Source organism: Chitinophaga filiformis (genome assembly GCF_023100805.1).
GTDB lineage: Bacteria > Bacteroidota > Bacteroidia > Chitinophagales > Chitinophagaceae > Chitinophaga > Chitinophaga filiformis_B.
Window position 1 is genome coordinate 2,386,089 of the sequence record NZ_CP095855.1, and the last position, 25,395, is coordinate 2,411,483.

The window sequence follows — 25,395 nt, forward strand, 5'->3', positions numbered from 1 at the left end:
ACTATGAAACGTTACTGCCTGGCATTGGACCTGGTGAATGATCCGGCTCTGATAGCAGAATATGAAGCCTACCATCGTGCGGTATGGCCGGAAATAAAAAAGAGCATCACTGATAGCGGTATCACCAATATGGAGATCTACCGCATCATGGACCGCCTTTTTATGATCATGGAGGTGAACGACAGTTTCTCCTTTGAAGCGAAAGGCGCGGCAGATGCTGCGAATCCTAAGGTGCAGGAATGGGAGCAGCTGATGTGGAAGTATCAGCAGGCCCTGCCTGTGGCGAAACCCGGTGAGAAATGGTTGCTGATGGACAGGATCTTTGCACTCCACTGATGAAGCGAAATAGCAGTATGGGAGTATAGCTTTATAGCCACTGAAAAGGAAGCTAAACGTTATGAAAAAATGATTATAGACGCGCACCAGCATTTCTGGCAATATCACCCTGTAAAGGATGCCTGGATCACTGACGATATGAAAGTGATCCAGGAAGATTTTCTGCCACACCACCTGCAGCCTGTGTTGGAGGAAAATGGTGTGGATGCCTGTGTGGCCGTACAGGCAGACCAGTCGGAAACAGAGACCGGCTTTCTGCTTGATCTGGCCGCTCAGCACGATTTCATTAAAGGTGTAGTAGGGTGGGTTGATCTTCGTGCAGACAACCTGTCTGAAAGACTGGAACATTTCAGCCGTTTTGAAAAGCTGAAAGGTTTCAGGCATATTGTACAGGGAGAGCCTGATCCTGCCTTTCTTCTCAGGAGTGATTTCTGCGAAGGTATACGGGCATTGTCAAAACATAATTTCACCTACGATATACTGGTATATCCTGTACAATTGCCCGCTGTTGAGGCCTTTGTACAGCTATTTCCCGGGCAACGGCTGGTCATAGATCATATGGCCAAACCCTATTTTAAAACAGGCGATATCAGTGCCTGGGAAACGCATATGCGTGCGATCGCACAACACCCGCATGTATACTGTAAGCTGAGTGGGCTGGTAACAGAGGCTGACTGGGAAAAGTGGGATGCTGCACATTTTGCGCCTTTCCTGGATGTAGTGCTGGAAGCCTTCGGGCCGGAACGCCTGATGTTCGGTTCCGACTGGCCGGTGTGTAAACTGGCAGCCAGTTATGCGGAAGTGATAGGGATTGTTACTGACTATATCAGCCGTCTTTCAGCAGATGAAAAGGCGGGTATCATGGGCGGAAACGCTGTAAGGTTCTACGGTTTGTAGTGCCTCGATCAATTAAAACAATTTAAACGATTCAAATGGATCTGGGATTAAAAGATAAAGTATTTATAGTTACAGGTGGCGCTAAAGGCATTGGTGAGGCAATTTCAAAACTGATCGCTGCAGAAGGCGGTATTACCGTAATTGCAGGCAGAAGTGAAGAAGATAACAATAAAACAGTAGCTGCTATCACCGCTGCCGGTGGTAAAGCGGTGCAGGTAACTGCAGAACTGGGAGAAGCGGCGGCCTGTAAAAAGGTGATCGATTTTACAGTAGAAAAGTATGGCCGCATCGACGGCCTGGTGAATAATGCCGGCGTGAATGATGGCGTAGGCCTGGAAAGTGGTAGCCCTGAGAAGTTCATGGCATCATTGCAAAAGAACATCTCACACTATTACAACCTGGCGCATTATGCATTGCCTCACCTGAAAGCTACAAAAGGTAATATCGTGAATATCGGTTCCAAAGTAGCAGATACAGGACAGGGCAACACATCCGGTTATGCAGCCTCCAAAGGTGGTATCAATGCGCTGACCCGTGAATGGGCAGTAGAGCTGATACCTTATGGCATCCGCGTAAATACGGTGATCCCTGCTGAGGTATGGACGCCACTGTATGAAACCTGGATCAATTCCTTACCGAATCCACAGGAGAAACTGGCTGCTATTGTAGCCAAAATACCGTTTGAAAAACGTATGACCACTTCAGAGGAGATCGCTAACATGACAGTGTTCCTGTTGTCGAATGCGTCCTCTCATACCACCGGACAGATCGTGTATGTAGATGGTGGTTATACACATCTGGACAGGTCTATTAGCTAGCTGCCAACAGCAATTTTCATCATATAAACATTACATATGGCCGGAGCCGCAATGCCCACTTCCACAGTTAAGGCAAACACTGATACAAAAAAGAGTTACCTGTTCCCTTTCATACTGGTAACCAGTTTATTTTTTCTCTGGGCGCTGATCCACAACATGAGCCCTATCCTTATTCCACACCTGAAAAAGGCCTGCCAGTTGTCAGACATGCAATCTGCATTTATTGACTCTGCAGTGTTTGCCGCCTACTTCCTGATGGCATTGCCGGCAGGAGCGGTGATGAAGAAGTTTGGTTATAAGGCGGGCATCATCTTCGGATTGGCCCTGTATGCAATAGGGGCTTTTTTGTTTATTCCGGCCGCCAGTACACGTGAATACAGCTTCTTCCTCGGAGCGCTGTTCATTATTGCTACTGGATTAACATTCCTGGAAACAGCTGCCAATCCTTATGTATCTGTATTGGGTAGTCCTGAAACGGCTACCACCCGTCTGAACCTGGCGCAGTCGTTCAACGGCGTAGGTGCGATGATCGCGCCGATATTAGGTGCAAAATTCATCCTCTCCGGTACAGAGTTGAGCAAGGAGCAGATCGGCGCTATGTCGCCCGATGCATTGCAGCAATACCTGATTGGTGAGGCCAGCACTGTAAAGGTGCCCTACCTCGTCATCGGCATCATCGTGTTGCTGATTGCAGTACTGTTTGTAGTTACGAAAATGCCTGAGGTAACAGAACAGGAAGATACCAGCATAGATGCAACAGCTGGCACAAAGGGGAGCATCTTCCGGCATCGCCATCTGATCGCAGCTGTAGTGGCCATGTTCTTTTATATCGGCGGGCAGGTAGGAGTGAATGCCTTCTTTATCCGTTTTGCGAAGTATACAGCGCAGATAGGAGAGAAGGAAGCAGCGGTATTGTTAGGGTCCGTAGCGGGTTTAGGTTTCATGGTTGGCCGTTTCTTCGGTACTTTCCTGATGCGTACCATCAAGCCACAACTCTTACTTACACTCTATGGTGTAATCAATGTGCTCCTGATCCTGATCGCAATGACGACCAAAGGACAGATAGCAGTATGGACTGTACTTGCAGTACCGTTCTTCATGTCTATCATGTTCCCGACTATCTTCTCACTGGGCATTAAAGGCCTGGGAGGAGATACAAAATTCGGATCCTCACTGATCATCATGTCTATCGTAGGCGGGGCTATTTTCCCCCCATTGATGGGATTGATCTCTGACAATTCTAATATCCAGATGGCCTACATTCTGCCATTGATCTGCTTTGCGGTGGTGGTATGGTTCGGTGCGAAGGGGTATAAGCTCGATAAAGCACACTAAGAAACAATCAAATATTCAGCAAAGGGCGTCAGTAATGGCGCCCTTTTTATTTTATATTGTTGCATAAAAATCGCAAGGGAAGTATTAAATCAGCAAATGATAATGTATGGAAGATTTACAAATTAAAGATCCGGGTATCAGATACATCTATCATCTGATTGTGGAAATGCTGGGAGAAGATGCCATTGAGTTGGTAGACTTCTGGGAGGCTGATTTATATGCTGTCGGATTTAAGAAAAAGAGCAAGCTGGTTTATATTTCAACCTGGGAATGTAGAGATTGTACGCAGGGAAACATGAAATATTATGCAGAGTTTGAGGTGATTGATGAAGTTACATCGGAGACGCAAAGTATTGCGAAAGTGCTTAAGGATGTTAGTGAGGAAGTGCTGTTGAAGGAGGTGGGGGACTATTTGAACGGGTGAATTTTTGTCCACCATTGGTGTATTGAAATATTCGGATGACGCATATTCAGCCACTGATCTGTTCAGAAAATGTCCTATTTTAGCTAACGATGTCAAATTCTCTCGATCATATAGCCATCAATAATTTTAAATCCATCAGGAATTTGGAGCTCGACGGCTTCAAACGGATCAACCTTTTCATAGGTCGTCCTAATGTGGGGAAGTCCAATATCATCGAGGCTTTATCATTATTTTCATTGCCCTATCTGAGAGAAAATACATCCAGGAAATTAAATAGCCTGGTCCGTTTGGAACATGAAACGGAATTGTTCTATAATGGTAACACTGCGAATAATGCGGTGATCAGGACGAATGGAGGTGACGTTCAATTAAAATATCACCCTAAGGAAGGATTGAATGTTGCTTTATCGTATCCCGGTGAATCATTCGATTTTCATATCGATGAGAAACTATTGGTAAAGGGAGGGAGAAGAAGCGATTCTTTTGAACCTCCAGTCAAACGATATACTTATAAATCTGACGTTGTTTACAAAAAAGGGCATAGTAAATATCTTATACCGCCTTTTGGCTTCAATCTGTTATCCGTTATAGAACAGTACGGAGAACTTAAGATCGAGGTTACTGCGCTGTTTAAGGAATACGGGTTAGACATCGCTTTTGACAAGAGTAGTCAGACTGTTAAAGTGATCCAATCCAATGACAAGGATGGAATGTTCCTGATACCTTACAATTCCATTGCAGATACCCTTCAACGTGTTATATTCTTTAAAGCAGCCATTGCTTCAAATAGTGATAGCGTATTACTGTTTGAAGAACCAGAGGCGCATTCATTTCCTCCCTATATGGCCCTTCTTACACAGGAAATGATCCATGGCCCGAATAATCAGTATTTTATTGCGACTCACAGCCCTTTTATACTAAATGATCTGTTAGAAAACAGCCGGAATGAACTATCAGTTTTTTTAGTTCACTATGAAAATAGTGCAACAAGCGTCAAGCGACTTTCTGAACAGGAGTTGCATGATGTCTTTCAAAACGGAGTAGATTTATTCACCAATAGTGAAAGCTTTATTTGATGGATTTAGCAATTATCCCGGAATGTTTTGTTGACACCAATCTTCTTGAAACTTTAGTACCGCCGGTAACACGGTATAATCACCAAAAAGGCTGTGGTACGGTTGCTAAGGTAATGAAACAACATTTTGCCGATCGTTTTGCACTTGGTATTATAGACAAGGATAAAAATGAGGTGGATTACCTTAAAGAATTTACCGTTGCCTGCCAGGTAGGGCCACTAATACTGCACAGACATCGCAACCTTGCCAGGCATCATTATATAATTCAGATAAGCCCTGCCATGGAACGCTTTATACTGGATAGTGCTGCATCTGTAAATATCTCCTTGTCTGATTTTGATTTGCCGGAAGATCTGGATCAACTCAGGAAAGTTTCAAAATCTGTGAACTCAAAGTATGATGAGCGATTCAAGCGTTTGTTCATTGCTATGCGTCAAGCGGGCGCTAATGATTTGATACGATTAGCTGGTTGGGTCAGTTATCTTAAAGAGGCTACTTATCAGACGGATATGGAAGTGCTTGAGAAAATTTAAAGCAACCTGTGTACTATACAATTTATATCGCAAAATGAATATCATATGTCGCGAAAACAGGTTTTATGTCGCGCAAGTGCATTTTGCGTCAAAAAACAGGCTTTTATGTCACATAAAAAAGCTTCCAGGTTACTCACCCGAAAGCTTTTTACATCACGATTAACCCCTCTTCCCTCACTTCGCCAGCACTACCAGCGGTTTCCCTTTCTCCACCACATATGTCGCCAGCTCTTTAGCCTCACCCTTCCCGACATTCCTGGCCTCATGTTTCACCCCGTACGGTACAAACAGCACTTGACCAGCCTTGAGCGTTACCGGCGCTTTGCCTTCCAGCTTATATTCTATTATACCTTCCAGCACGTATATGATCTCCTCTCCCGGATGACTATGCTTAGGTGCTGTTACACCCTGCTTAAAGTCTACAATTACCTGCACTGCTTCCCAGCCTGGAATACTGAGATCATGTTGCTGAAGATCAGTGCGGCCGAGACCTTTTACCTGCGCACTGGCGGAACCAGGTATAAGCGATGCTGCTATCATAACTACTGCGACTATTGCACCTGCAAGAATATTATTACGTTTCATTGTTTAGATATTTAAAGGTTATACAGCAAAGGTATAACCGCCATACAGCAACGAACAGCGCTTTCTCGTGTAGTGGACAAGATTTGCCGCGAAGTAGTCATTACCGTCCTTAAAACAGCAAAAGCCCCCGGACAATCGATCCGGAGGCCTTTTACAGGAAAGTATAGATTATTTCTTCACGGCAATAATGATTCCCGTTGCCCACACCATTTTCGTGAGTAACAGGTCTTCTCTTGCTTCGAGGTCTTTTATCAGCTGTGCCACTTTCTCAGCATGTCCTTCCGGCCAGTTGGGCTGCGGCAGCATATCATCAATAATGTAAAGTCCTCCTTTGTTGAGCATGGTCAATGTCTCTTCCAGCATCAGGTATTTGCCATGCCAGGTATCTGCAAAAATGAAATCGAATTTCCTGCGCCTGTTTTCCTTCAGCCATTCGCCACCGTCGGCCTGCACGAGTTTTAAGCGCTTGTCATCGCCTAAGAACTGTTTTGCTATATCCAGGAACTCTTCTGCATTGTCTACAGAAATGAGGGTACTTTCCTTATCCATTCCATCCAATATCCAGGAGGTGGACAGGCCGGTGCCTGTACCCAGTTCAAGAAAGCTGCCATAGGGTTTGGATACTGCCAGTGTGCGAAGCAGGGAACAGGTCAGCGGGTCGGAGGCCATGGTAAATCCGGATGCGTTCGTAGCGTCGGCGATGTACTGGTAGTGTTCAGGGAATTGCTGTAATATGTCTTCTGTCATGGGTTATAGTGTTAAATCGTCTTTCGACAAGGTAATAAAAAAAATCGCTTACTTTCGGTATTATGAATCGCCTGTTATTACTGATATTCCTGTTGTTGCCTACGGGCACAGCTGCACAACAGGTGCAGCTGGAAATCAGTCATATAGTAGCCGGTCTGCCCATGCAGCTGCGGACGGCTAGCTATACCAATGCCGCCGGTGATACTTTCAATATCACATTGTTCAGATACTATCTTAGCAACTTTTCGCTGATAGCGGCCGATGGCAGGAAGATTGCTCTGCCGCCAGCCTATTTCCTGGTCAGCGAAGACAGTGCCGCGTCCAAAAAGATGCTGCTGCCACCCTGCCCGGAAGGGGAATACACACAGTTGTCTTTCATGATCGGTGTGGATAGTGTGCTCAATTTCAGCGGCCCGCAGAACGGGGCATTAGATCCGCTGTACGGGATGTTCTGGACCTGGAACAGCGGTTATATCATGGCGAAACTGGAAGGCACATCACCGTCCTCCCACCTGCCCAATCACATGTTGCAATTCCATATTGGCGGATACCGGGCGCCTCATGTGACCCAGCGGATGATAACGCTGACCCTGCCTTCGCCGCTGCTGACCGGTCCACGATATAAGCCGCGAATCACTTTACAGGCAGACGCCATGGCCTGGTTCAACGGACCTAACCAGGTCAATTTCCGGCAGTTGCCGGGCTTTATGACGCCCGGTACAGCGGCCGACCGCATCGCAGATAATTATCAGCATATGTTTTCCGTTAAAAAGATCGTAAACCAATAATTGCAAATGTTCCGGAAAGCGGCATATATCCTTATCGCCTTCTGCCTGTGGTTATGGATCATGGGCAGGGACGGGCATGTACTCACCGCCCATTCCCCGGTAGTTGAATACTACCAGCTGAAATTGCCGGACAGCCTGCCGCCACCCGTATACGATTTTAAGAATAACCCGCTCACCAAACAGGGGATTGCACTGGGAAGACGCCTGTTCTACGACCCTAAACTATCCCTGGACAGTTCCATTTCCTGTGGTTTCTGCCATCAGCAGTTTGCCGCTTTCGGCCATTTTGACCACGCTATCAGTCATGGAGTATTGGGGCGTACCGGTAACCGCTCCGTGCCAACATTGTTCAACCTGATCTGGCAGAAAGACTTCATGTGGGATGGGGGAGTGAATCACCTCGATATTCAGCCTTTAACGCCCATTACAGACGAAAACGAGATGGGAATGGACCTGACTGTGCTTATTAAGCGTCTGCAGGGAAATGCCACCTACAGGAAGCTTTTTAAGGCCGCTTACGGTACAGAGGAGGTGACCAGCCAGCGCTTGTTTAAAGCCCTGTCCCAATTCATTGCTACCATGATCTCGTTCGAATCAAAATACGACAGTGTGATGCGCCGGGAACCGGGTGTGACATTTACAGCGGAAGAACAGGGAGGGTACAGGACCTTTACCCAGAAATGCGCCAGCTGTCATAAACCACCTTTCTTCACGGATTATAGTATACGTAATAACGGATTGCCTTACCTGCCTTCCATGAATGATGTAGGAAGGATGCGTATCACCAACAATACAGCCGACTACCTGAAGTTCAAGGTACCATCCCTGCGGAACGTACTGGTCAGCGCTCCATATATGCACGACGGCCGGTTCTTTGATATTTTCCAGGTATTTGCCATGTACGATCATGGGCAGCAAAAAGGGAATACCATTGATCCACTTGTGAAGGACGGTATTCCCCTGACAGCAAAAGAACAGCGGCAACTGTATATGTTCCTGAATACTTTGACAGATAAAAAATTCCTTAGCAATAAAGAGTTGAGCGAGATATTGATCACTGATTAAGCAACATTACTGCTCTACTACCTGCGCACTGCTTAAGCCCCACTCTTCAATCAGCCCGCTTACTTTCTTCTTGTACATCTTCAGATCTGCAAGCGTCTGTTGTATAAAGCTGTTGTCTTCCAGTTTGCCTATTACAGCTTCCATTTCAGCTTCATTCTCATATGTCATCTGGCGGAAAGGATTCTGGTAGTCTTTTGCCCTGGAATGATAAATACCTTCAGTAAGGAAGCTTTGTATATGCACGGATTGTAACAAGCATTCTTTAAGGAAGGCCGGTGTAAAGTCCCTGGCTGTTTTTTCTTCTATGTACAACAGTGAAGCAATGGCATGCTGCAGTTTGTCTGTTGCATAATGCTCACCGATGATCTTATAGTTTTCGTGTAATGCCGCCCAGCTGTTGATGGCCCCTGAACGGATCCTGTCTTTCAGGTCCGTCAGTGTCTCATCTTTCATCAACTGTCCGCCTACATTATGCCATGGGCCGCGTTCTGCAGTTTCCACGATAGCGCGCAGTGAACCGAAATACTGTCCGGGATGCTCTTCAAGATAGCTGAGAATATTACGTACCGCATACAGGTTGATCAGTTCGCGGAACAGTGGGTAAGACCTGTGTACCTTCAACAGCTGTACTTTACGTGAACTGTTCTCCACATCTGTAGCAAATATCTGCAGGCCGGCCACCATTTCAGGATCGTGCATCAGCAGCTCTTTTCCCTTCTCCTGCAGGTCGTGTTCAGATGGCTGATCTGCCAGTGGATCATGCTGAATGTACCACGCTTTACCGGTAGCAATTTCCATCAGCGTCATAGCATTGATCATCTCTTCAATGCTATCCGGCGCCAGGTAATCGTATTCTATCAGCTGTGTTTTGTCAGTACGTTTGTCGCGGTCAATGTATTTCCAGGAGTTACGCGCCAGCGCATACATGTTATGGAGGAACCAATAGCCTGTCATGATCTTCAGACTATTGCTCTGTTCATCATTCAATACAAGACTGAACGGATAAGGGACGTCCATTTCATACATGTAAGTGCCTTTGGCGATCAGCGTAAAGCTGGCAAAACGTGAATTATGTTTCAGGCTTACGCATAGCCCGGGCCAGAAGCCACGGCCTGCTATTACCTCACCATCAGCTCCGCGGGAATTGTGATTGGAACCGATCGTAGCGCCGGCTGCCATGTTGCTCTGCCCCATGATCAGTGCAGCGCAGAGGAAAGAGTTGTTATGGTGCTGTTCGTGTGCAGGAAATATCAATGAGTTCAATACTTCACAACAGGAGATCGTTGCGTTGTTGCCCAGGTAAGAGTTGATCAGACGGGCGCCGTATTTCAACTGTGAATGGGAGGCCATTACAAAACGCACCGCCTTCACACCATAGAATACACGGCAGCCATAACCAACAATACCATTCACCAGTTCACAACCTTCACCTATCTGACTGGTGGCCTCGGATGAACTGTTGATAGTGACATTCTTGATCTTGTTGGCGCCTTTGAGATACGCATCCGTACCAATAGTCACATCCTTGATGATCTTACAGTTCTTGACCACGGTACGGTCGCCCACCATACCATAGTAACCGCGTTTTTTATCAAACTGGTTTTCAGTGAATCGTTTGAATTGTTCCTGTAATGCTTTATCGTCCCTGTTGCGCGTCCACAGCCAGGCGTCGCCAGGCAGCATGCCATCAAAAGGCATCACGCTCCGGCCGCCATTCTCATTGCACAGTTCCAGCCAGATGCGCAGATGCTCAGGCTCGCCTTCTTTTACAATGCCATTGCCGAATTTAGCATGATCGGTAGTGGCCATCTCGTTGACGTTGGAGATGATCACTTCATTACCGATAATATAATGGGAAAGAAAATTAACGTTGTGAATAGCGGTATTATCGCCAAAATCGCAGGAGGTGATGGTGCTGTTATACAGTCCTACCGGCAGCCTGAGATTGTGAAACTCGAGGTAATAAGGCTCCAGTTTACCGATGCGCACTACGCCGAAGAAGTGACAGTGTTTTACCAGCTGAGGGCTGAATTCATTGGCCACAAAGATGTTGTTCCAGTCGTCCGAGGTATTGTCATTGCGTACCAGTATCTCGATCTCAAGTGCACTAAGCTTACGGTAGTTGCGTTGTTGTTTACCCAGTTGTTTATTCCGCAGGTAATATTCATCCTGACCTTCGGGTAAATAAGATGCCGCTACAAAATTGTAGCCTAACTCTGTGAGTGGCTTCTTCTGTATCACATTCATCGGAAAAGAATTGAGGTTATTGATTATTCTACTGTCACTGATTTTGCAAGGTTCCTCGGCTTATCTACATCAAATCCTTTCAGTACGCCAATATGGTAAGCGAGCAGTTGCAGCGGAATAACCGAGATGATAGGCGCCACCAGTTCGTCTGCCGCCGGTACTTCAATGACATCATCTGCCATACCGGGAATGGTCTGGTCGCCTTCTGTGACTACTGCGATCACTTTACCTTTACGGGCTTTTATTTCCTGGATATTCGATACTACTTTCTCGTAATAGCTGTCACGGGTAGCTACAAAAACAACCGGCAGGTTTTCATCCACCAGCGCAATAGGACCATGCTTCATTTCTGCTGCCGGATAACCTTCTGCATGTATGTAGGAGATCTCTTTCAGTTTCAGCGCCCCTTCCAGTGCCACAGGGAAGTTGTAACCACGGCCCAGGTAAAGGAAGTCGCGGGCGTCTTTATATTTCTCAGCTATCTGCCTGATCTGGTCGTTCAGTTTCAGGGTGGTTGCTACTTTCTCCGAAATAGTATCCAGTTCATCCAGCAAGTGCTGGAAGCGTTGCTCTGTAATGGTGCCTTTTTCCTGTGCTACTCTCAGGCCTATCATACAAAGTACCGCCAATTGAGCGGTGAATGCTTTGGTACTGGCTACACCGATCTCCGGACCGGCATGCGTGTAAGCACCGGCATGGGAGAGACGTGCGATAGAAGATCCTACCACGTTACACACGCCGAGTATGATGGCGCCTTTTTGTTTGGCGCTTTCAATAGCCACCAGCGTATCTGCTGTCTCGCCCGACTGGGATACTGCTATGATCACATCGCCTTCGCCTACTACGGGGTTGCGATACCTGAATTCGGAAGCGTACTCGACCTCTACAGGAATGCGGCATAATTCTTCAATCATGTATTCGGCTACCAGCCCCGCGTGCCAGGAGGTACCGCAGGCTACTATAATAATACGCTTGGCTTTACTGAGCATCGCTGCATGCTCCCGGATGCCACCCAGGGTAAGCGTACCGTTCTTCGCATCCAAACGGCCACGCAAACTGTCAAAGATGGTCTGTGGCTGTTCGAAGATCTCTTTCAGCATGAAGTGATCATACCCACCTTTCTCAATAGCAGCCAGTTCTATATCCAGTTTTTGGATGTAAGGGGTCTGACGTTCATTGGAGATATTTTTCAGGATCAGTTCGTCTGCCTTTATAATAGCAATTTCATAATCGTTCACGAACACCACTTCCTTGGTGTATTCCACGATCGGAGAGGCGTCGGAGGCCAGGAAGTGTTCTCCCTTGCCTACACCGATCACCAGGGGACTGCCTTTACGGGCGGCGATAAGTGTATCGGGATTGTCTTCGTCTACCAGTACGATCACATAAGCGCCTACCACCCTTTTCAAAGCGATGCGCAGGGCCTCTTCCAGTCCGCACTGATTGCTTTTTTGTATTTCTTCTATGAAGTGGATAAGTACCTCTGTATCGGTGTCACTTTTAAAAACATGGCCTTTTTTCAGCAGCTCCTGTTTGAGCTGGGAATAATTCTCTATGATACCATTGTGTATCATGGCCAGCCTGCCGCTGCCGGAGGTATGTGGATGTGAGTTCCGGTCGCTCGGCTCTCCATGGGTGGCCCATCTGGTATGGCCGATGGCTACATGGCTGCGCACGTCCTTGCCACTGAGGTGGTCTTCCAGTTCGGCTACTTTGCCCTTTTTCTTGTAGACCTTTAGTCCGCTGCCGTTGAGCAAGGCCACGCCGGCACTGTCATAACCGCGGTATTCTAATCTTTTCAATCCTTTTAATACGATGGGGTAGGCTTCTCGCTGGCCTATGTAAGCAACTATTCCGCACATAAAGTTTTTCAGTTTACATGGATAAGACGTGCAATATGGATAAAAAATGTGAAAAACGTACAAAAGATTGCGAAGAATGGCTCAGAATAACAGCGTGAGACTCATTCTTTTAGCCGTATAAGTAACAATACTTATGTGTTTTAGGCCAATCACACTTATCAAATTGCATGCCTGCTGAGAAAATTCGTAATTTGTACCCCTTAATCGAACACGAGGTCCTATGAGATACATTGTAATAATATTACTATGCTGCCTGGCATGTGATCCACCTCCACCTGAAAGGCAACCTATTCCGGTTGCTGAAGACAGTACCTTCCTTACCGGCACCTTCTACCTGGTGCGCCATGCTGAACAAGGCGCTGGTGAAGATTCCGCATTGACGGAGGCGGGGCATCGCAGGGCAGGAGCACTCTACAGGTTATTACAGGACTCAGGGATACAAAAAGTCTATTTTACACATTACCAGCGCAGCATTCAGACAGCAGATTCTATTTGCCAGTACCTGGCGATTGATACGGCGTCTTACCTGCCCGATTCCACAGGGGAAGATCTGTTGTACGAGATCACCCGTAACCACGACTGGGGAAAGAAGTTGCTTGTGATAGGGCATAGTAACACACTGCTGCCTATCATGCATTCGCTGAAAGCAAAACCGAAGGTCGATTCTATAGAAGGGACAGATTATAGTAGTTTGTTCGTTGTGAAGAAGTACAGGGATAGTGTGAGGTGCAGGAGAATGAGTTATGAGTAATAAATCTATTGGGGGCCGTTGCCGGGGCATCCCGTTGTTTTCCTTGTTTGCTGCATTGTCCGGATCATTGTGATTGATGGTTGTTCGTGTTGTTGGTTGTTCCCCGGGGGCGCGTTCCGGCATCCCACGTTCCCACGTTCCCACGTTCCCACGTTCCCACGTTCCCACGTTCCCACGTCCCACGTTCCCGCATCCCACGTTCCGGCGTCCCACGTTCCGGCGTCCCACGTCCCGCGTCCCACGTCCCACGTCCCGCGTCCCCACGTCCCCACGTTCCCACGTTCCCGCGTCCCGCGTCCCACGTCCCAGGGGTTATCACCCCTGGCTACAAACACGCCGCTCCTAACGGAGCTATTGGTCCCTCATTGATCCATGAATCCCCGGGTTATCACCCTGGCTACAAACATGCCGCTCCTGGCGGAGGTATTGGTGTTTTGTATTATTGTTGATTCGCGGGGTTATCATTCCGGTCCGCAACCACGTTCCCGCATCCCACGTCCCCGCGTCCCACGTCCCACATCCCACATTCCCGCGTCCCATTCCCGCATCCCAGGGGTTATCACCCCTGGCTACAAACACGCCGCTCCTAACGGAGCTATTGGTCCCTCATTGATCCATGAATCCCCGGATTATCACCCCTGGCTACAAACACGCCGCTCCTAACGGAGCTATTGGTCCCTCATTGATCCATGAATCCCCGGGTTATCACCCTGGCTACAAACACGCCGCTCCTGACGGAGCTATTGGTTCCTCATTGATCCATGAATCTCCGGGTTATCACCCCTGGCTACAAACACGCCGCTCCTGACGGAGCTATTGGTTCCTCATTGATCCATGAATCTCCGGGTTATCACCCCTGGCTACAAACACGCCGCTCCTGACGGAGCTATTGGTCCCTCATTGATCCATGAATCCTCGGGTTATCACCCCTGGCTACAAACATGCCGCTCCTGGCGGAGGTATTGGTGTTTCGTGTTATTGTTGATTCGCGGGCTTATCACTCGGGGCCGCAAATATCCCGCTCCGGAGCGTGATTGTAATACAAAATATCTTACAACAGAATTCCCTTCATGAGCGCAAACGCGACTGAAAAGTAGATCAATAGTCCCGTTACGTCTACAAGTGTGGCCACAAAAGGAGCAGAAGATGTGGCGGGATCTGCCCCGAGCCTTTTTAAGATCAATGGTAACATAGAGCCTGAGAGTGTTCCCCATAGCACAACGCCTATCAAAGACAGTCCTACCGTTATACCAATGAGGATCGTATGGTCGCCATAGGTGTGGAAAAAGGAGTTCCACAGCAATATGCGGGTGAAACCAATGATACCCAGTACGCTGCCAAGCAATAATCCTGAAATGATTTCCCTCCTCATTACATTCCACCAGTCGGCAATAGTGATCTCTCCAAGCGCCATTGCCTGTATAATAAGGGTTGATGCCTGTGAACCGCTGTTACCACCGCTGGAGATGATCAGGGGAACGAATAAGGCCAGTACAACGGCTTTGGCTATTTCATCCTCAAAGAACCCCATGGCAGTAGCCGTCAGCATTTCTCCAATGAACAATATCACCAGCCATCCTATCCGCTTCTTCACCAGCTTCATTAAGGGAATATCGAGGTAAGGCTCATCCAGGGCCTCGGTACCACCAATACGCTGGATGTCTTCAGTATGTTCTTCATTGGCAATCCAGAGGATATCGTCAATCGTGATGATACCCAGCAGGATGCCGGCATCGTCGACTACCGGCAGCGCTACACGGTTCTCCATACGGAATACCTGTATCGCCTCTTCCTGGTCATCATTCACATGCAGGGCCACAAAACGGTCGTCCATCAGGGTATGCACTACCGTATCGGGCGATACCAGCAGGAATTCCCTGATACGGAAGTCATCTATCAGCTTACCTTTTTCGTCTACTACATAGATCACGTCAATGGTCTCACTGTCTTTACCATATTCCCGGATGTAGCGCAATACCTGCTTCACTGTCCATTCTTCCCTTACGGCTATGTAATCGGGCGTCATGATACGTCCTACGCTCGTTTCAGGGTAACCCAGCAGGCTGAGGGTGATCTTACGCTCTTCGGGGTCCAGTAGTTTGATCAGCTCTTTCACTACATCACTATGCAGCTCACCGAGGAAGGCTGTACGGTCATCCGCCGGCAGTTCATTGAGCAGCTCCGCTACTTTGGTGGCCGGCAGTTCACGGATCACGTCTTCCTGTACATGGAACTCCAGGATCCTGAAGGCGGCCGCAGCACGGCCTATGGACAAGTGGTTTATTATCACGTCAGCATGGTCCGGCGCCTCGTGAATGAGCTCGGCTATGTCTGTGATGAGCTGGTCATCCAGGTACACTTTCAGTTCCGGGTAGTTCTGCTCAGCGACCAGCGTCTCAAATTTTTCCTGTAAAGCTTCATTTTCCATATTCCAAAATGCTGTCAGTGAGGCGAAATTAAACAAAGTTGAGGTGCTACATCACAATATCTCTGCCACATGTTTACGGATATTGGCAGAAATCGTGTCCGTGGGCAGGTCATTCGCGTCCAATCCGAAGGGGTCTTCTATTTCCTCAGCAATCAGCTCAAGGCTGGCCAGTACGTAAAAAATGAATACTACTACAGGTATGATAAGGTAATGAAGCGTAAAGACATAGCCCAGTGGCAGGGTCATTACAAAGAAGAAGATGAACTTCTTGATAAAGACACTGTAAGAGAAGGGGATAGGTGTATTCCTGATCCGCTCACAGGCGCCGGAGATATCAGTAAAGGATTGCAGCTCCGCATTAATGGTGATCAGCTGTTCTCCGGAGAGCTGTCCCTGGCGGTATAGCTCATGAACATGCGCCATTATCAAACCGGCTACCTGGTTAGGTATATGCTTATCGGCCTGTAGCTGTATGCCCGCGGGCAGCTGTAGTTCTTCAACAACAAACTTGTTACGCAGGTGGTTCTTCAGGCTAAAGGCGAAATTGGGTATCATAAGCCGGAAGTACTCACGGGAAGCCGTATTGGAAGCCGGCAGCATTGCCGCTAGTTTGAGGGAAAGATTGCGGCTGTTATTCACAAGGCCACCCCATAACTTACGCCCTTCCCACCACCGGTCATAGGCCGTATTAGTACGGAATACCAGCAACAGCGATATCACAAAGCCCAGTAATGAATGGATTAACGTGATCTGCTTGAGGTCACTATTGGGCGATATCCTCAGGAGCTCCAGCTCAAGGAAGGCGATCAATGCGGAATAGGCAGACAGGGCTATAAACATTGGGAACAGCTTCCTGACAGTGTCTGCTTTATGGAAGCGGAATATAAAGGTAAACCAGGCTTTCGGGTTGTAATCGATCATATTTTTCTTAAGAGATTTACGCAAACCTAAAAATTTTACACATGATTTTGATAACTTCCTGCTTTACCTTTATTTTACGCTTCGTTTACATTACATTATGATCAAGCCATATTTATACGTCGACAAGACAAAAGGCAAGGGCCGCGGTGTGTTTACAAAAGATAGAATACCAGCCGGTACCCGCATAGAAACTTCCCCTGTACTTGTTCTGTCTTACGACGATACAGCGATTGTCGATAAAACTAAACTGCACAATTACATCTTCCTGTGGGGTGCACGCGAAACCAGATCCTGTATAGCGCTCGGTTTCTGTTCCATCTACAACCATTCCTACGAGCCTAACTGCGAATACGAAATGGACTTTGATGCTGAAACAATGAGCATTATCACCCGCCGGGAGATCAAGAAAGGAGAGGAGTTGTGCATCAACTACAATGGGGATGTGACTGATACATCGCCTGTATGGTTCGATGTAAAGAAGAAATAGTATCGCAAAGGGCCATTTAGTACCGCTTCACAGGTCTCAGCCGGAAAAGCCTTCACCAGCCGGAAAGCAAACTCCCTGAAGAAATAAATAAGGAATTGAGAAATTCCTTATTATTGTACTAAAATATATAAGCGCTTATATAATTTCTGCCTTATGAGTTTTTATGCTTCTTTAGGATACCTGGTCTTTGGTAGCCGTTTAAGACGGCTGAGCGAATATTTCCTGATGGAGGTCAATAAGGTATATGAGCAGTCTGGTATTGCCTTTGACGCCAGCTGGTTTCCCGTTTTCTACATATTGTCCCGCCAGCAGAACATTCCCCTCATTGACATTGCTGAACAACTGGAGGTCTCTCATTCCGCCGTCAGTCAGCTGATCACCGGCCTGAAAAAGAAAGGCCTGGTGAAGACAGCACCCTGTCCGGATGATGGTCGCCGGCAACTGGTCATGCTCAGTAAGAAAGGGGAAGAGCTGCTGCAACAGGTACAACCTGTATGGGCCGCTATCACGGAAGCCATGAAAGAACTGACAGAAGAACATAAGCAAAGCAGGTTACTGCTCGAGGCGGTATCGCAGGTGGAAAGTGCTGTGCAGGAAACACCTTTATCCATACGGATCCTGGCGTCAATGAAAAACTAATCCGATTCAATCAATCAACAATGATACACCAATTCAAGTACGGAATTGATCAGCTTACCGTAGGTAAAGCGCTGGATGTGGCGGCTGGCCGCCTTCCCGGCGTACTGGTACCGGAGGTGACTGAACGCATAAAAACCAGTGCCGCGCATGTACAGGCCATTGTAGCGGCACACAGTACCGTATATGGTATCAATACAGGTTTTGGGCCCCTCTGCGATACCAAGATATCCGAAGAAGATACCCGCGCCCTGCAATACAACATTCTTCAGAGCCATAGCGTAGGCGTAGGTAATCCTATCCCGGAAATGGTGGCCCGCGTTATGCTGGTCACCAAAGTACATGCGCTGGCACAAGGCTATTCCGGTGTAGCGCTGGCTACGCTTGAACGCATCATCTGGCACATCGAACATCATGTTACTCCCGTAGTGCCTGAAAAAGGCTCTGTAGGCGCCTCCGGCGACCTGGCGCCCCTGTCTCATCTCTTCCTGCCATTGATAGGCCTGGGCGAAGTTTATTATAAAGGACAACGCCGGCCGGCAGCTGCGGTCTTACGGGCCGAAGGACTGGAGCCTGTGGTGCTGGGGCCCAAAGAGGGACTGGCGCTCATCAATGGTACACAGTTCATCCTGGCCTTTGCCGTGACTGCTTTACAGCGGATGCATAATGCCCTGGAAGCGGCAGACATTATCGGGGCTTTGTCGCTCGAAGGATTGATGGGCACCTCCCGCCCCTTTGATCCTCGTTTGCATGCTATCAGGCCCTACGCCGGCAATCAGCTGGTAGCGCACCGGCTGAAGACCATGCTGGAAAACTCCGGTATTATGGCTGCGCATGTTGACTGTGGCCGTGTGCAGGACCCTTACTCCCTGCGTTGTATGCCGCAGGTGCATGGCGCCTCCCGCACGGCATGGCTGCACCTTTGCGACCTGACTACTATTGAGTTGAATGCTGTGACAGACAACCCTATCATCTTCAGTGCAGAAGATACCATCAGTGGCGGCAACTTTCATGGACAGCCACTTGCCTTACCGCTGGATTATGCTACCGTAGCTGCTGCAGAATTAGGCAATATCTCCGATCGCCGTTGCTATATGATGATTGAAGGTCGTTACGGACTGCCCAAATTGCTGATAGAAGACGCCGGCCTGAACTCCGGTTTTATGATACCACAGTACACTACTGCTGCATTGGTGACGGAGAATAAAACCCTTTGTTTCCCTGCCAGCGCCGATAGCGTACCCACATCCCTTGGCCAGGAAGACCATGTTTCCATGGGCTCTATCAGTGGCCGCAAACTCCACCAGGTAATCGACAATCTCGAATATATACTGGCAATAGAACTATTGTATGCTGCACAGGCGGTCGATTTCAGGCGTCCCCTGAAATCTGGTCCCATCCTCGAAGCTGTTCACGCCTTTGTACGTGAAACAGTTTCCTTCGCAGCAAAAGACAGGATCTTTGCGAATGATATACGACAGCTGCACACGATTGTAGCTGATCAGTCTTTGGTAAAAGTGGCCAACGAAGCGGCCCTGGACAATCAATTATCACTAAACGGTATTTATCATGACCAGTTCGGAATTTATTAAAACCTATGCGGCACACCCGCACTATAAAGCTCCCCGTGGTAACCAGCTGCATGCCCGCTCCTGGCAAACGGAAGCGCCTCTACGCATGTTGCTGAACAACCTCGATCATGAAGTAGCAGAGAACCCTGATGAACTGGTGGTATATGGTGGGATTGGCCAGGCAGCACGCAACAGGGAAGCATTACAGAAGATCATTGAGATACTGCTTGAACTGGATGAAGATCACTCTTTGCTGGTGCAGTCGGGCAAACCCGTAGGTGTGGTGCGCACACATCCGCAGGCGCCACGTGTAATGCTGGCTAACAGCAACCTCGTACCCAAGTGGGCTACCTGGGAACACTTCAATGAACTAAGAGCGAAAGGGCTGATGATGTACGGTCAGATGACCGCCGGCAGCTGGATCTACATCGGTACACAGGGCATCCTGCAGGGAACATATGAGACCTTTGTAGCCTGCGGTAAACAACATTTCAATGCTGACCTGAAGGGTAAACTGGTAGTTACAGCCGGTTTAGGCGGTATGGGCGGCGCTCAGCCACTGGCGGCTACAATGGCAGGCGCTGTGTTCCTCGGTGCAGATGTAGATGAATCACGTATTCAGAAACGAATAGCTACCCGTTATATTGATCGTATCACGCATTCTTATGAGGAAGCCATTGCCTGGGCGATGGATGCCAAAGCCAAAGGTGAAGCCCTTTCCATCGGATTGGTAAGCGATGCAGGCGATCTGCTGGAAACTTTGTTAAAAGACAATATCATCCCTGATGTATTAACAGACCAGACATCCGCACACGATCCGGTGAATGGTTATATACCCAATGGAATGTCTTTACAGGAAGCCGCTGATCTGCGTAAGAAAGACCCTGCTGCATATAAACAACGCGCATTGAAAAGTATGGCCCGCCATGTAGGTTATATGCTGGCCCTGCAGAAGAAAGGAGCGGTTACCTTCGACTACGGTAACAACCTGCGTGAATTTGCACGTGAAGGGGGAGAACCCGATGCATTTAATTTCCCCGGCTTTACACCCGCCTATATCCGTCCATTATTCTGTGAAGGGAAAGGCCCTTTCAGATGGGTCGCATTATCAGGTGATCCGCAGGATATTTATACCACTGACCAGGCATTAATGGAAGCATTCCCCGAGAATAAAGCATTGATCAACTGGCTGAAGAAAGCACAGGAACAGGTAGCCTTCCAGGGACTACCCGCCCGCATCTGCTGGCTGGGATTGGGAGAGCGGGAAAAGGCAGGACTGATCTTCAATGAGCTGGTCAGAACAGGCAAAGTAAAAGCACCCATTGTAATTGGGCGCGACCACCTGGACTGTGGCTCAGTAGCATCTCCCAACAGGGAAACAGAAGCGATGAAAGACGGCTCTGATGCAGTGTCTGACTGGACATTGCTGAACCTCATGGCCAATACCGGTGGTGGCGCTACCTGGGTATCTTTCCATCATGGTGGCGGTGTAGGCATGGGTTACTCACAACATGCTGGTATGGTAATACTGGCAGATGGTACAGACCGTGCCGCCACCTGTTTGCAAAGAGTATTGTTCAATGATCCGGCGCTTGGCATCTTCCGTCATGCAGATGCAGGTTACGAAGAAGCAAAGGAAACAGCCAGAAAATTCAATATCTGAAGTATGGAACTGATTGGCCCCTTTTCACAGATATTACCGCTCACAAACCTCCCCCTGAAAGGAGCTTTGCACGATGAACAATTGCTGGCCATCGAACATGGCGGTGTTGTAACAGACGGTGGCAGAATACTGGAGGTGGGCGATTTTAAAGCCCTGCAACGTCAGTACCCTGATTGTGATGTCACACATATCACCGTGCCATCTGTGTTGTTGCCAGGCTTCATAGACTGCCATACACACATCTGTTTCGATGGTTCCCGCAACAGGGATTATGCGATGCGCATTGCGGGTAAGTCTTATCTTGAAATAGCCCGTGCAGGCGGCGGTATATGGGATTCAGTGATGAAGACAAGAGCGGCCGACCAGGAAACTCTGATGAACAATACAGTAGCCCGCGCAAACCGGCATTTACACGAAGGCGTTACAACCATCGAAGTAAAAAGTGGCTATGGCTTGAACCTGGAAGGAGAACTGAATATGCTGCGTGCCATCCAGGATGCAGCCAGTCATACAAAAGCTACACTGATCCCCACCTGCCTGGCAGCGCATATGCGGCCAAAAGACTTCGAAGGAAGCGAAGAAGCGTATCTTAACTGGATCATTACCTCCTTATTGCCCCTTATTCAATCAGAACAACTGGCACATCGTGTTGATGTCTTCATAGAAGAAACTGCATTCACCTCCGGCCCTGCCAAACACTTCCTGCAACAGGCTGCTGACATGGGTTTTGCAGCCACTGTACATGCCGATCAGTTCTCAACCGGCGGTACCGCCGTTGCAGTAGCAGCGGGCGCGCTTTCTGCGGATCATCTGGAAGCCAGTGATGATGCTGCTATTGCATTACTGGCAGCTGCAGATATCGTTGCAGTTGTATTGCCCGGCGCTTCGTTAGGGCTGGGTATGCATTATGCACCGGCAAGAAAACTATTGAATGCAGGAGCAACGGTAGCCATTGCCAGCGACTGGAACCCCGGTTCCGCGCCCATGGGAGACCTGTTACTGCAGGCCGCAGTGCTAAGTGCGGCAGAGAAATTATCTACAGCAGAAGTGTTTGCAGCCCTCACTACCCGCGCTGCAAAAGCCTTACAACTTCACCACATCGGACAACTCGCCCCCGGCTTCCTGGCAGATATGCAGGCATATCCCTGCGCCGACTACCGCGACATCCTGTACTACCAGGGTAAAATGAAACCAACAAGGGTCTGGAAAGAAGGGGAGCGGATAAAATGAATTCGTTAGAGATTCGTTTCGATAGGCTTTGAGATAGCTTTATCTTACGTTCATTTCACGTCTTTCACGTAAGATGAACGTAAGATAAAGCCATCTCAAAGCTTATTCAAACGAATCCCTAACGAACCATATTACCCCTTCCATGTTGTAAACAACTTCGCAATATGGCGCATCTGTTTGTGATTGCCACCGCAGCTACTGGCGGAGCAGCTTATCTGACAACTACTCACGCTCATTATATCACACGCTATCCTGTATTTATGCTTTGTGATGCAAAGTAGAAGGGCTCTTATGAGGCGATTTTGTCACCTCGTGAGCCATTTTTGCCGTCTCGTATAGTTTTTTTTGAACAGTTTTCATATCCTCTTTAACATTGCATTGTCGTTCGGAAATAGTGCGGATCGTGTAGCCAGGAGACAGGAACCTGCAGTTAAGTGACGTTTTTAAATACCGCTTATGCCCTGTATGACACTGCATTATGGCGTATGTGAAAGTCCGCAATGCATCACGTTATAGAAAACGTTCTTTGACATATAGCATTTTCAGATTAACCGGAAAAAGTCTCAATAAAAAACCGCCTCATTTTCATGAGACGGTTCTATAGGTGGTTGGCAAAGCTGATGACTTGTTATTGTTTTACAACCTTACGTGTAATGGCTTTTTCACCATAAGTCAGTTTCACTGTATACACGCCTTTAGGCAGATGATTGCCTGCGAAGCTGCTGTTGTACTGCCCTGCGTCCAGACGGCCGCGTTTTAGCACAGCCACCTGCTTGCCATTGATGTCGTATACAGCCAATACTACGTCAGCTGGTTTATCGAGGAAGAAGCTGACAGTGCTGTTATCGCCAAATGGGTTAGGATAGCTGGTCAGGGAAGTAGTAAGTTTCACTGGCTCATGCAAGGGAGCCGTAGCTGCCAGTTTTGCTGCGGATGTATTGGTAGTGATCACCAGTTGAGGCGCCGTCAGGCCAGCCTCTTTTGATCGCCACATAATGCGCGGATCAGCAACGGTATTGCTCAGCAGGGCAAGGGAAATGCCATTACGGCCAGCCGCTTTTTCGGCTTGTACATAACTGGTGATATCCCATGAATAGTATCTGCCGGTGGAATCGGTCACTGTTGTTGTCTGCAATGCCGATGTGCCAGCCGCAGGCTTATTGTTCCATGTCAGTGCCGATTCAGTCCAGGTGGTATTGCCTACGGCATAAACGCCTACCGGAATATTGGATACACGGTTATCTTCAATCTTCCCGAATACTTTCAGTACTGCGGACGAGATGTTGCTTACGCTGCTTACGTCGAAACGCAGGAAAGCCTGGCGGTCGTAACCCGTTGTGGTGGCAACATTCAGTTTTGACATCAGTACAGCAGGATCAGTAGTGCCGTAGGTAGTAGATGCATAATCACCATTCCTGACATAAGCATCCTGTAGAGGAGCAAGGGCGGTCTGCGTTGAAGAAGATGATGTAAGGATCTTTACTTCGGTCAGGCTGTTCCATGCATTAACGGTATTACCGTGTCCCAGTATCCTTACGTGTTTTGCACTGCGTGCTGAGAAGGTGAATGTTTCCAGGGCATTGGAGGTACCGCTGCTGCGAAGGCCTGTGGCAGCGGCTGTCCAGCTGATGCCATCTGTGCTGGTTAAGATATCGAAGATGGTTTGCCGTTGTGTACCGTTGTAGAACGCGATGTCAACGCGGGAAACAGTAGTGATACTTTCGAGACAGAACTGTATCCACTGGCCATCGCCTTCGGCAGACCAGCGGGTGTTGTAGTCATTGTCCTGGACGTTGGCTGGTACGTTGCCATCATTAGCGCTGGCCGATACCGGCACACACACGTTACCGCCCGGGAAATCATCTGCAGGGTTCAGCATACGCTCGCGCACCCAGGCGCCTGCAGGTTTTAACCTGGCAGTGGTCCATGGACCGTTGGAGCAGGTACCGGTTACCCATACGGCGCCTGAGCGAAAGTCGTCCGAGTAGTTCCAGTTGGTCCAGCTGATCTTCTTGTTGCGCATCAGATCGATGTACTGCTGCGCCATGGCAAAGTCGTTCGGCCCATCGCCGCTTGCTTCCTGTGTACCAAACTCGGTTACGAACACAGGAAGTCTGTCGGACGCTGTATTCAGCTGGTTCAGGTATTCCGTGCGGTGATCCTTTGCATAGAAGTGAAAGGTATACATCACGTTAGGATACTGCAGCGGATTGTTGAGGATATCCTGCAGGGAGCCATCGCCGGAAAGGCCCATGGTGGACCATCCGTGGGTACCTACAAGGATAACGGCATCGTTATCAATAGCACGGATAAACGGGATCATCTGGTCTGCATAGGTTTTGATCTTAGCCCAGGTAGCGCCTGAGTTAGGTTCATTGCAGATGTCGTAGATGATGTTGTTCTTGTTCTTGTGTGTGTTGGCGATAGCCGAGAAAAAGGTTTTCGCTCTGGAGAGGTTGTAGTTTGGATCGCCTGGCGTCAGCTGATGCCAGTCAACAAGCGCATACATGCCACGTGCAGTAGCTTCTTCGATGAGGCGGTTCACCTGGGCGGTAAAACCTGCAGGATCGGTTTCATAACCACCTTCCTGTACATACAGGGAGATACGCAGTACGTCTGCACCCCAGTCGTAGGCAAGGGCATCGAGAGAGGCTGCTGTCAGGCAGCTTCCCCAGCCATACCACTGGATACCATGTGTGCTCATGCCTCTGAGCTGGATGGGATTGCCGTACTGGTTGCATAGTTTTGTGCCGATCACCTGGAGCTGGCCATTCCTGGCTACCGGTGTCTGTGCGTGGCCCTGAGACCAGATGCCTGTCAGGCATAACAGTAAGGCCGCAAGTTTGAAAGAAAGGCGTCTTCCATTCTTTTTCATGTGGATAGTTGTTTTGAGGGTGAGAAAATAAAAGCTTGATATGTTGATTTTGTAATGGTTACATAGGCAGATATTGATATGGTTATGCCATAGGTCAATGCTACAGGTTACAAGATGCTA

The 25,395-nt window shown here is 48.4% G+C and carries 22 protein-coding genes; 15 read left to right on the forward strand and 7 right to left on the reverse strand.

Features of this window, described 5'->3' with window-relative positions:
- Positions 1 to 3: 3 nt before the first annotated feature.
- From MYF79_RS09910 to MYF79_RS09940, 7 genes are all read left to right on the forward strand, one after another.
- The gene (locus MYF79_RS09910; protein WP_247813724.1) at positions 4 to 336 is read left to right on the forward strand and encodes an L-rhamnose mutarotase; all 333 of its coding nucleotides are present in this window, start codon (positions 4 to 6) and stop codon (positions 334 to 336) included.
- Positions 337 to 405: 69 nt separating this feature from the next.
- Complete coding sequence (locus MYF79_RS09915) at positions 406 to 1,233, forward strand: amidohydrolase family protein (RefSeq protein ID WP_247813725.1); 828 nt, start codon at positions 406 to 408, stop codon at positions 1,231 to 1,233.
- A 35-nt stretch (positions 1,234 to 1,268) separates the two neighbouring features.
- Entirely contained in the window at positions 1,269 to 2,051 is a 783-nt protein-coding gene (locus MYF79_RS09920) for an SDR family oxidoreductase (RefSeq protein ID WP_247813726.1), read from the forward strand.
- Positions 2,052 to 2,087: 36 nt separating this feature from the next.
- Positions 2,088 to 3,386 (forward strand): L-fucose:H+ symporter permease, encoded by a 1,299-nt coding sequence (gene fucP, locus MYF79_RS09925; protein WP_247813727.1) that lies wholly within the window; start codon positions 2,088 to 2,090, stop codon positions 3,384 to 3,386.
- Between the two features lie 106 nt (positions 3,387 to 3,492).
- Complete coding sequence (locus MYF79_RS09930) at positions 3,493 to 3,810, forward strand: hypothetical protein (protein WP_247813728.1); 318 nt, start codon at positions 3,493 to 3,495, stop codon at positions 3,808 to 3,810.
- Positions 3,811 to 3,899: 89 nt separating this feature from the next.
- Positions 3,900 to 4,886: an AAA family ATPase gene (locus tag MYF79_RS09935; RefSeq protein ID WP_247813729.1), complete on the forward strand. Its 987-nt coding sequence runs from the start codon at positions 3,900 to 3,902 to the stop codon at positions 4,884 to 4,886.
- Positions 4,886 to 5,419 (forward strand): hypothetical protein, encoded by a 534-nt coding sequence (locus tag MYF79_RS09940; protein ID WP_247813730.1) that lies wholly within the window; start codon positions 4,886 to 4,888, stop codon positions 5,417 to 5,419. Before MYF79_RS09935 ends, MYF79_RS09940 begins: the two co-directional genes overlap by 1 nt.
- 174 nt (positions 5,420 to 5,593) lie before the next feature.
- Here MYF79_RS09940 and MYF79_RS09945 read toward each other — a convergent pair whose 3' ends face one another.
- Positions 5,594 to 6,004 (reverse strand): cupin domain-containing protein, encoded by a 411-nt coding sequence (locus MYF79_RS09945; protein ID WP_247813731.1) that lies wholly within the window; start codon positions 6,002 to 6,004, stop codon positions 5,594 to 5,596.
- A gap of 168 nt (positions 6,005 to 6,172) precedes the next feature.
- Positions 6,173 to 6,751, reverse strand: a complete 579-nt coding sequence (locus MYF79_RS09950; RefSeq protein WP_247813732.1) for an O-methyltransferase — start codon at positions 6,749 to 6,751, stop codon at positions 6,173 to 6,175.
- A gap of 62 nt (positions 6,752 to 6,813) precedes the next feature.
- Between MYF79_RS09950 and MYF79_RS09955 the strand changes: the two genes are divergently transcribed.
- Positions 6,814 to 7,539, forward strand: a complete 726-nt coding sequence (locus MYF79_RS09955; RefSeq protein WP_247813733.1) for an MbnP family protein — start codon at positions 6,814 to 6,816, stop codon at positions 7,537 to 7,539.
- Between the two features lie 6 nt (positions 7,540 to 7,545).
- The gene (locus tag MYF79_RS09960; protein WP_247813734.1) at positions 7,546 to 8,604 is read left to right on the forward strand and encodes a cytochrome-c peroxidase; all 1,059 of its coding nucleotides are present in this window, start codon (positions 7,546 to 7,548) and stop codon (positions 8,602 to 8,604) included.
- Positions 8,605 to 8,610: 6 nt separating this feature from the next.
- Here the strand turns inward: MYF79_RS09960 and MYF79_RS09965 are convergent, their stop codons facing one another.
- Together MYF79_RS09965 and glmS are read right to left on the reverse strand one after the other, a co-directional pair.
- On the reverse strand, positions 8,611 to 10,851 hold the full coding sequence (locus tag MYF79_RS09965) for a DUF4954 family protein (RefSeq protein WP_247813735.1): 2,241 nt from the start codon (positions 10,849 to 10,851) through the stop codon (positions 8,611 to 8,613).
- 23 nt (positions 10,852 to 10,874) lie between these two features.
- Positions 10,875 to 12,713, reverse strand: coding sequence for a glutamine--fructose-6-phosphate transaminase (isomerizing) (gene glmS / locus MYF79_RS09970; RefSeq protein ID WP_247813736.1), 1,839 nt, complete (start codon positions 12,711 to 12,713; stop codon positions 10,875 to 10,877).
- A gap of 220 nt (positions 12,714 to 12,933) precedes the next feature.
- Between glmS and MYF79_RS09975 the strand changes: the two genes are divergently transcribed.
- Positions 12,934 to 13,464: a histidine phosphatase family protein gene (locus MYF79_RS09975; RefSeq protein WP_247813737.1), complete on the forward strand. Its 531-nt coding sequence runs from the start codon at positions 12,934 to 12,936 to the stop codon at positions 13,462 to 13,464.
- 1,051 nt (positions 13,465 to 14,515) lie between these two features.
- Here MYF79_RS09975 and mgtE read toward each other — a convergent pair.
- Both mgtE and MYF79_RS09985 read right to left on the reverse strand, forming a co-directional pair.
- Positions 14,516 to 15,892, reverse strand: a complete 1,377-nt coding sequence (gene mgtE / locus MYF79_RS09980; protein ID WP_247813738.1) for a magnesium transporter — start codon at positions 15,890 to 15,892, stop codon at positions 14,516 to 14,518.
- A gap of 51 nt (positions 15,893 to 15,943) precedes the next feature.
- On the reverse strand, positions 15,944 to 16,837 hold the full coding sequence (locus MYF79_RS09985) for a bestrophin family protein (RefSeq protein ID WP_247813739.1): 894 nt from the start codon (positions 16,835 to 16,837) through the stop codon (positions 15,944 to 15,946).
- 73 nt (positions 16,838 to 16,910) lie between these two features.
- Between MYF79_RS09985 and MYF79_RS09990 the strand changes: the two genes are divergently transcribed.
- From MYF79_RS09990 to hutI, 5 genes are all read left to right on the forward strand, one after another.
- Complete coding sequence (locus MYF79_RS09990; RefSeq protein ID WP_199657444.1) at positions 16,911 to 17,300, forward strand: SET domain-containing protein; 390 nt, start codon at positions 16,911 to 16,913, stop codon at positions 17,298 to 17,300.
- Positions 17,301 to 17,453: 153 nt separating this feature from the next.
- Positions 17,454 to 17,939 carry a MarR family winged helix-turn-helix transcriptional regulator gene (locus MYF79_RS09995; protein WP_247813740.1) on the forward strand — a complete coding sequence of 162 codons (486 nt, stop codon included), beginning with the start codon at positions 17,454 to 17,456 and terminating at the stop codon, positions 17,937 to 17,939.
- A 20-nt stretch (positions 17,940 to 17,959) separates the two neighbouring features.
- Positions 17,960 to 19,528, forward strand: a complete 1,569-nt coding sequence (gene hutH, locus MYF79_RS10000) for a histidine ammonia-lyase (protein WP_247813741.1) — start codon at positions 17,960 to 17,962, stop codon at positions 19,526 to 19,528.
- The gene (gene hutU, locus MYF79_RS10005) at positions 19,506 to 21,170 is read left to right on the forward strand and encodes a urocanate hydratase (RefSeq protein ID WP_247813742.1); all 1,665 of its coding nucleotides are present in this window, start codon (positions 19,506 to 19,508) and stop codon (positions 21,168 to 21,170) included. Before hutH ends, hutU begins: the two co-directional genes overlap by 23 nt.
- A 3-nt stretch (positions 21,171 to 21,173) precedes the next feature.
- Positions 21,174 to 22,400 (forward strand): imidazolonepropionase, encoded by a 1,227-nt coding sequence (gene hutI / locus MYF79_RS10010; RefSeq protein WP_247813743.1) that lies wholly within the window; start codon positions 21,174 to 21,176, stop codon positions 22,398 to 22,400.
- A 628-nt stretch (positions 22,401 to 23,028) separates the two neighbouring features.
- Here hutI and MYF79_RS10015 read toward each other — a convergent pair.
- Positions 23,029 to 25,275 carry a cellulase family glycosylhydrolase gene (locus MYF79_RS10015; RefSeq protein WP_247813744.1) on the reverse strand — a complete coding sequence of 749 codons (2,247 nt, stop codon included), beginning with the start codon at positions 25,273 to 25,275 and terminating at the stop codon, positions 23,029 to 23,031.
- Positions 25,276 to 25,395: the final 120 nt, after the last annotated feature.

What these genes read in the sequence shown, in the direction of transcription:
- MYF79_RS09910 (WP_247813724.1), top strand. Translation starts at nt 4, where the DNA reads ATGAAACGTTACTGCCTGGCATTGGACCTGGTGAATGATCCGGCTCTG.
- MYF79_RS09915 (WP_247813725.1), top strand. Translation starts at nt 406, where the DNA reads ATGATTATAGACGCGCACCAGCATTTCTGGCAATATCACCCTGTAAAG.
- MYF79_RS09920 (WP_247813726.1), top strand. Translation starts at nt 1,269, where the DNA reads ATGGATCTGGGATTAAAAGATAAAGTATTTATAGTTACAGGTGGCGCT.
- fucP (WP_247813727.1), top strand. Translation starts at nt 2,088, where the DNA reads ATGGCCGGAGCCGCAATGCCCACTTCCACAGTTAAGGCAAACACTGAT.
- MYF79_RS09930 (WP_247813728.1), top strand. Translation starts at nt 3,493, where the DNA reads ATGGAAGATTTACAAATTAAAGATCCGGGTATCAGATACATCTATCAT.
- MYF79_RS09935 (WP_247813729.1), top strand. Translation starts at nt 3,900, where the DNA reads ATGTCAAATTCTCTCGATCATATAGCCATCAATAATTTTAAATCCATC.
- MYF79_RS09940 (WP_247813730.1), top strand. Translation starts at nt 4,886, where the DNA reads ATGGATTTAGCAATTATCCCGGAATGTTTTGTTGACACCAATCTTCTT.
- MYF79_RS09945 (WP_247813731.1), bottom strand. Translation starts at nt 6,004, where the DNA reads ATGAAACGTAATAATATTCTTGCAGGTGCAATAGTCGCAGTAGTTATG.
- MYF79_RS09950 (WP_247813732.1), bottom strand. Translation starts at nt 6,751, where the DNA reads ATGACAGAAGACATATTACAGCAATTCCCTGAACACTACCAGTACATC.
- MYF79_RS09955 (WP_247813733.1), top strand. Translation starts at nt 6,814, where the DNA reads ATGAATCGCCTGTTATTACTGATATTCCTGTTGTTGCCTACGGGCACA.
- MYF79_RS09960 (WP_247813734.1), top strand. Translation starts at nt 7,546, where the DNA reads ATGTTCCGGAAAGCGGCATATATCCTTATCGCCTTCTGCCTGTGGTTA.
- MYF79_RS09965 (WP_247813735.1), bottom strand. Translation starts at nt 10,851, where the DNA reads ATGAATGTGATACAGAAGAAGCCACTCACAGAGTTAGGCTACAATTTT.
- glmS (WP_247813736.1), bottom strand. Translation starts at nt 12,713, where the DNA reads ATGTGCGGAATAGTTGCTTACATAGGCCAGCGAGAAGCCTACCCCATC.
- MYF79_RS09975 (WP_247813737.1), top strand. Translation starts at nt 12,934, where the DNA reads ATGAGATACATTGTAATAATATTACTATGCTGCCTGGCATGTGATCCA.
- mgtE (WP_247813738.1), bottom strand. Translation starts at nt 15,892, where the DNA reads ATGGAAAATGAAGCTTTACAGGAAAAATTTGAGACGCTGGTCGCTGAG.
- MYF79_RS09990 (WP_199657444.1), top strand. Translation starts at nt 16,911, where the DNA reads ATGATCAAGCCATATTTATACGTCGACAAGACAAAAGGCAAGGGCCGC.
- MYF79_RS09995 (WP_247813740.1), top strand. Translation starts at nt 17,454, where the DNA reads ATGAGTTTTTATGCTTCTTTAGGATACCTGGTCTTTGGTAGCCGTTTA.
- hutH (WP_247813741.1), top strand. Translation starts at nt 17,960, where the DNA reads ATGATACACCAATTCAAGTACGGAATTGATCAGCTTACCGTAGGTAAA.
- hutU (WP_247813742.1), top strand. Translation starts at nt 19,506, where the DNA reads ATGACCAGTTCGGAATTTATTAAAACCTATGCGGCACACCCGCACTAT.
- hutI (WP_247813743.1), top strand. Translation starts at nt 21,174, where the DNA reads ATGGAACTGATTGGCCCCTTTTCACAGATATTACCGCTCACAAACCTC.
- MYF79_RS10015 (WP_247813744.1), bottom strand. Translation starts at nt 25,275, where the DNA reads ATGAAAAAGAATGGAAGACGCCTTTCTTTCAAACTTGCGGCCTTACTG.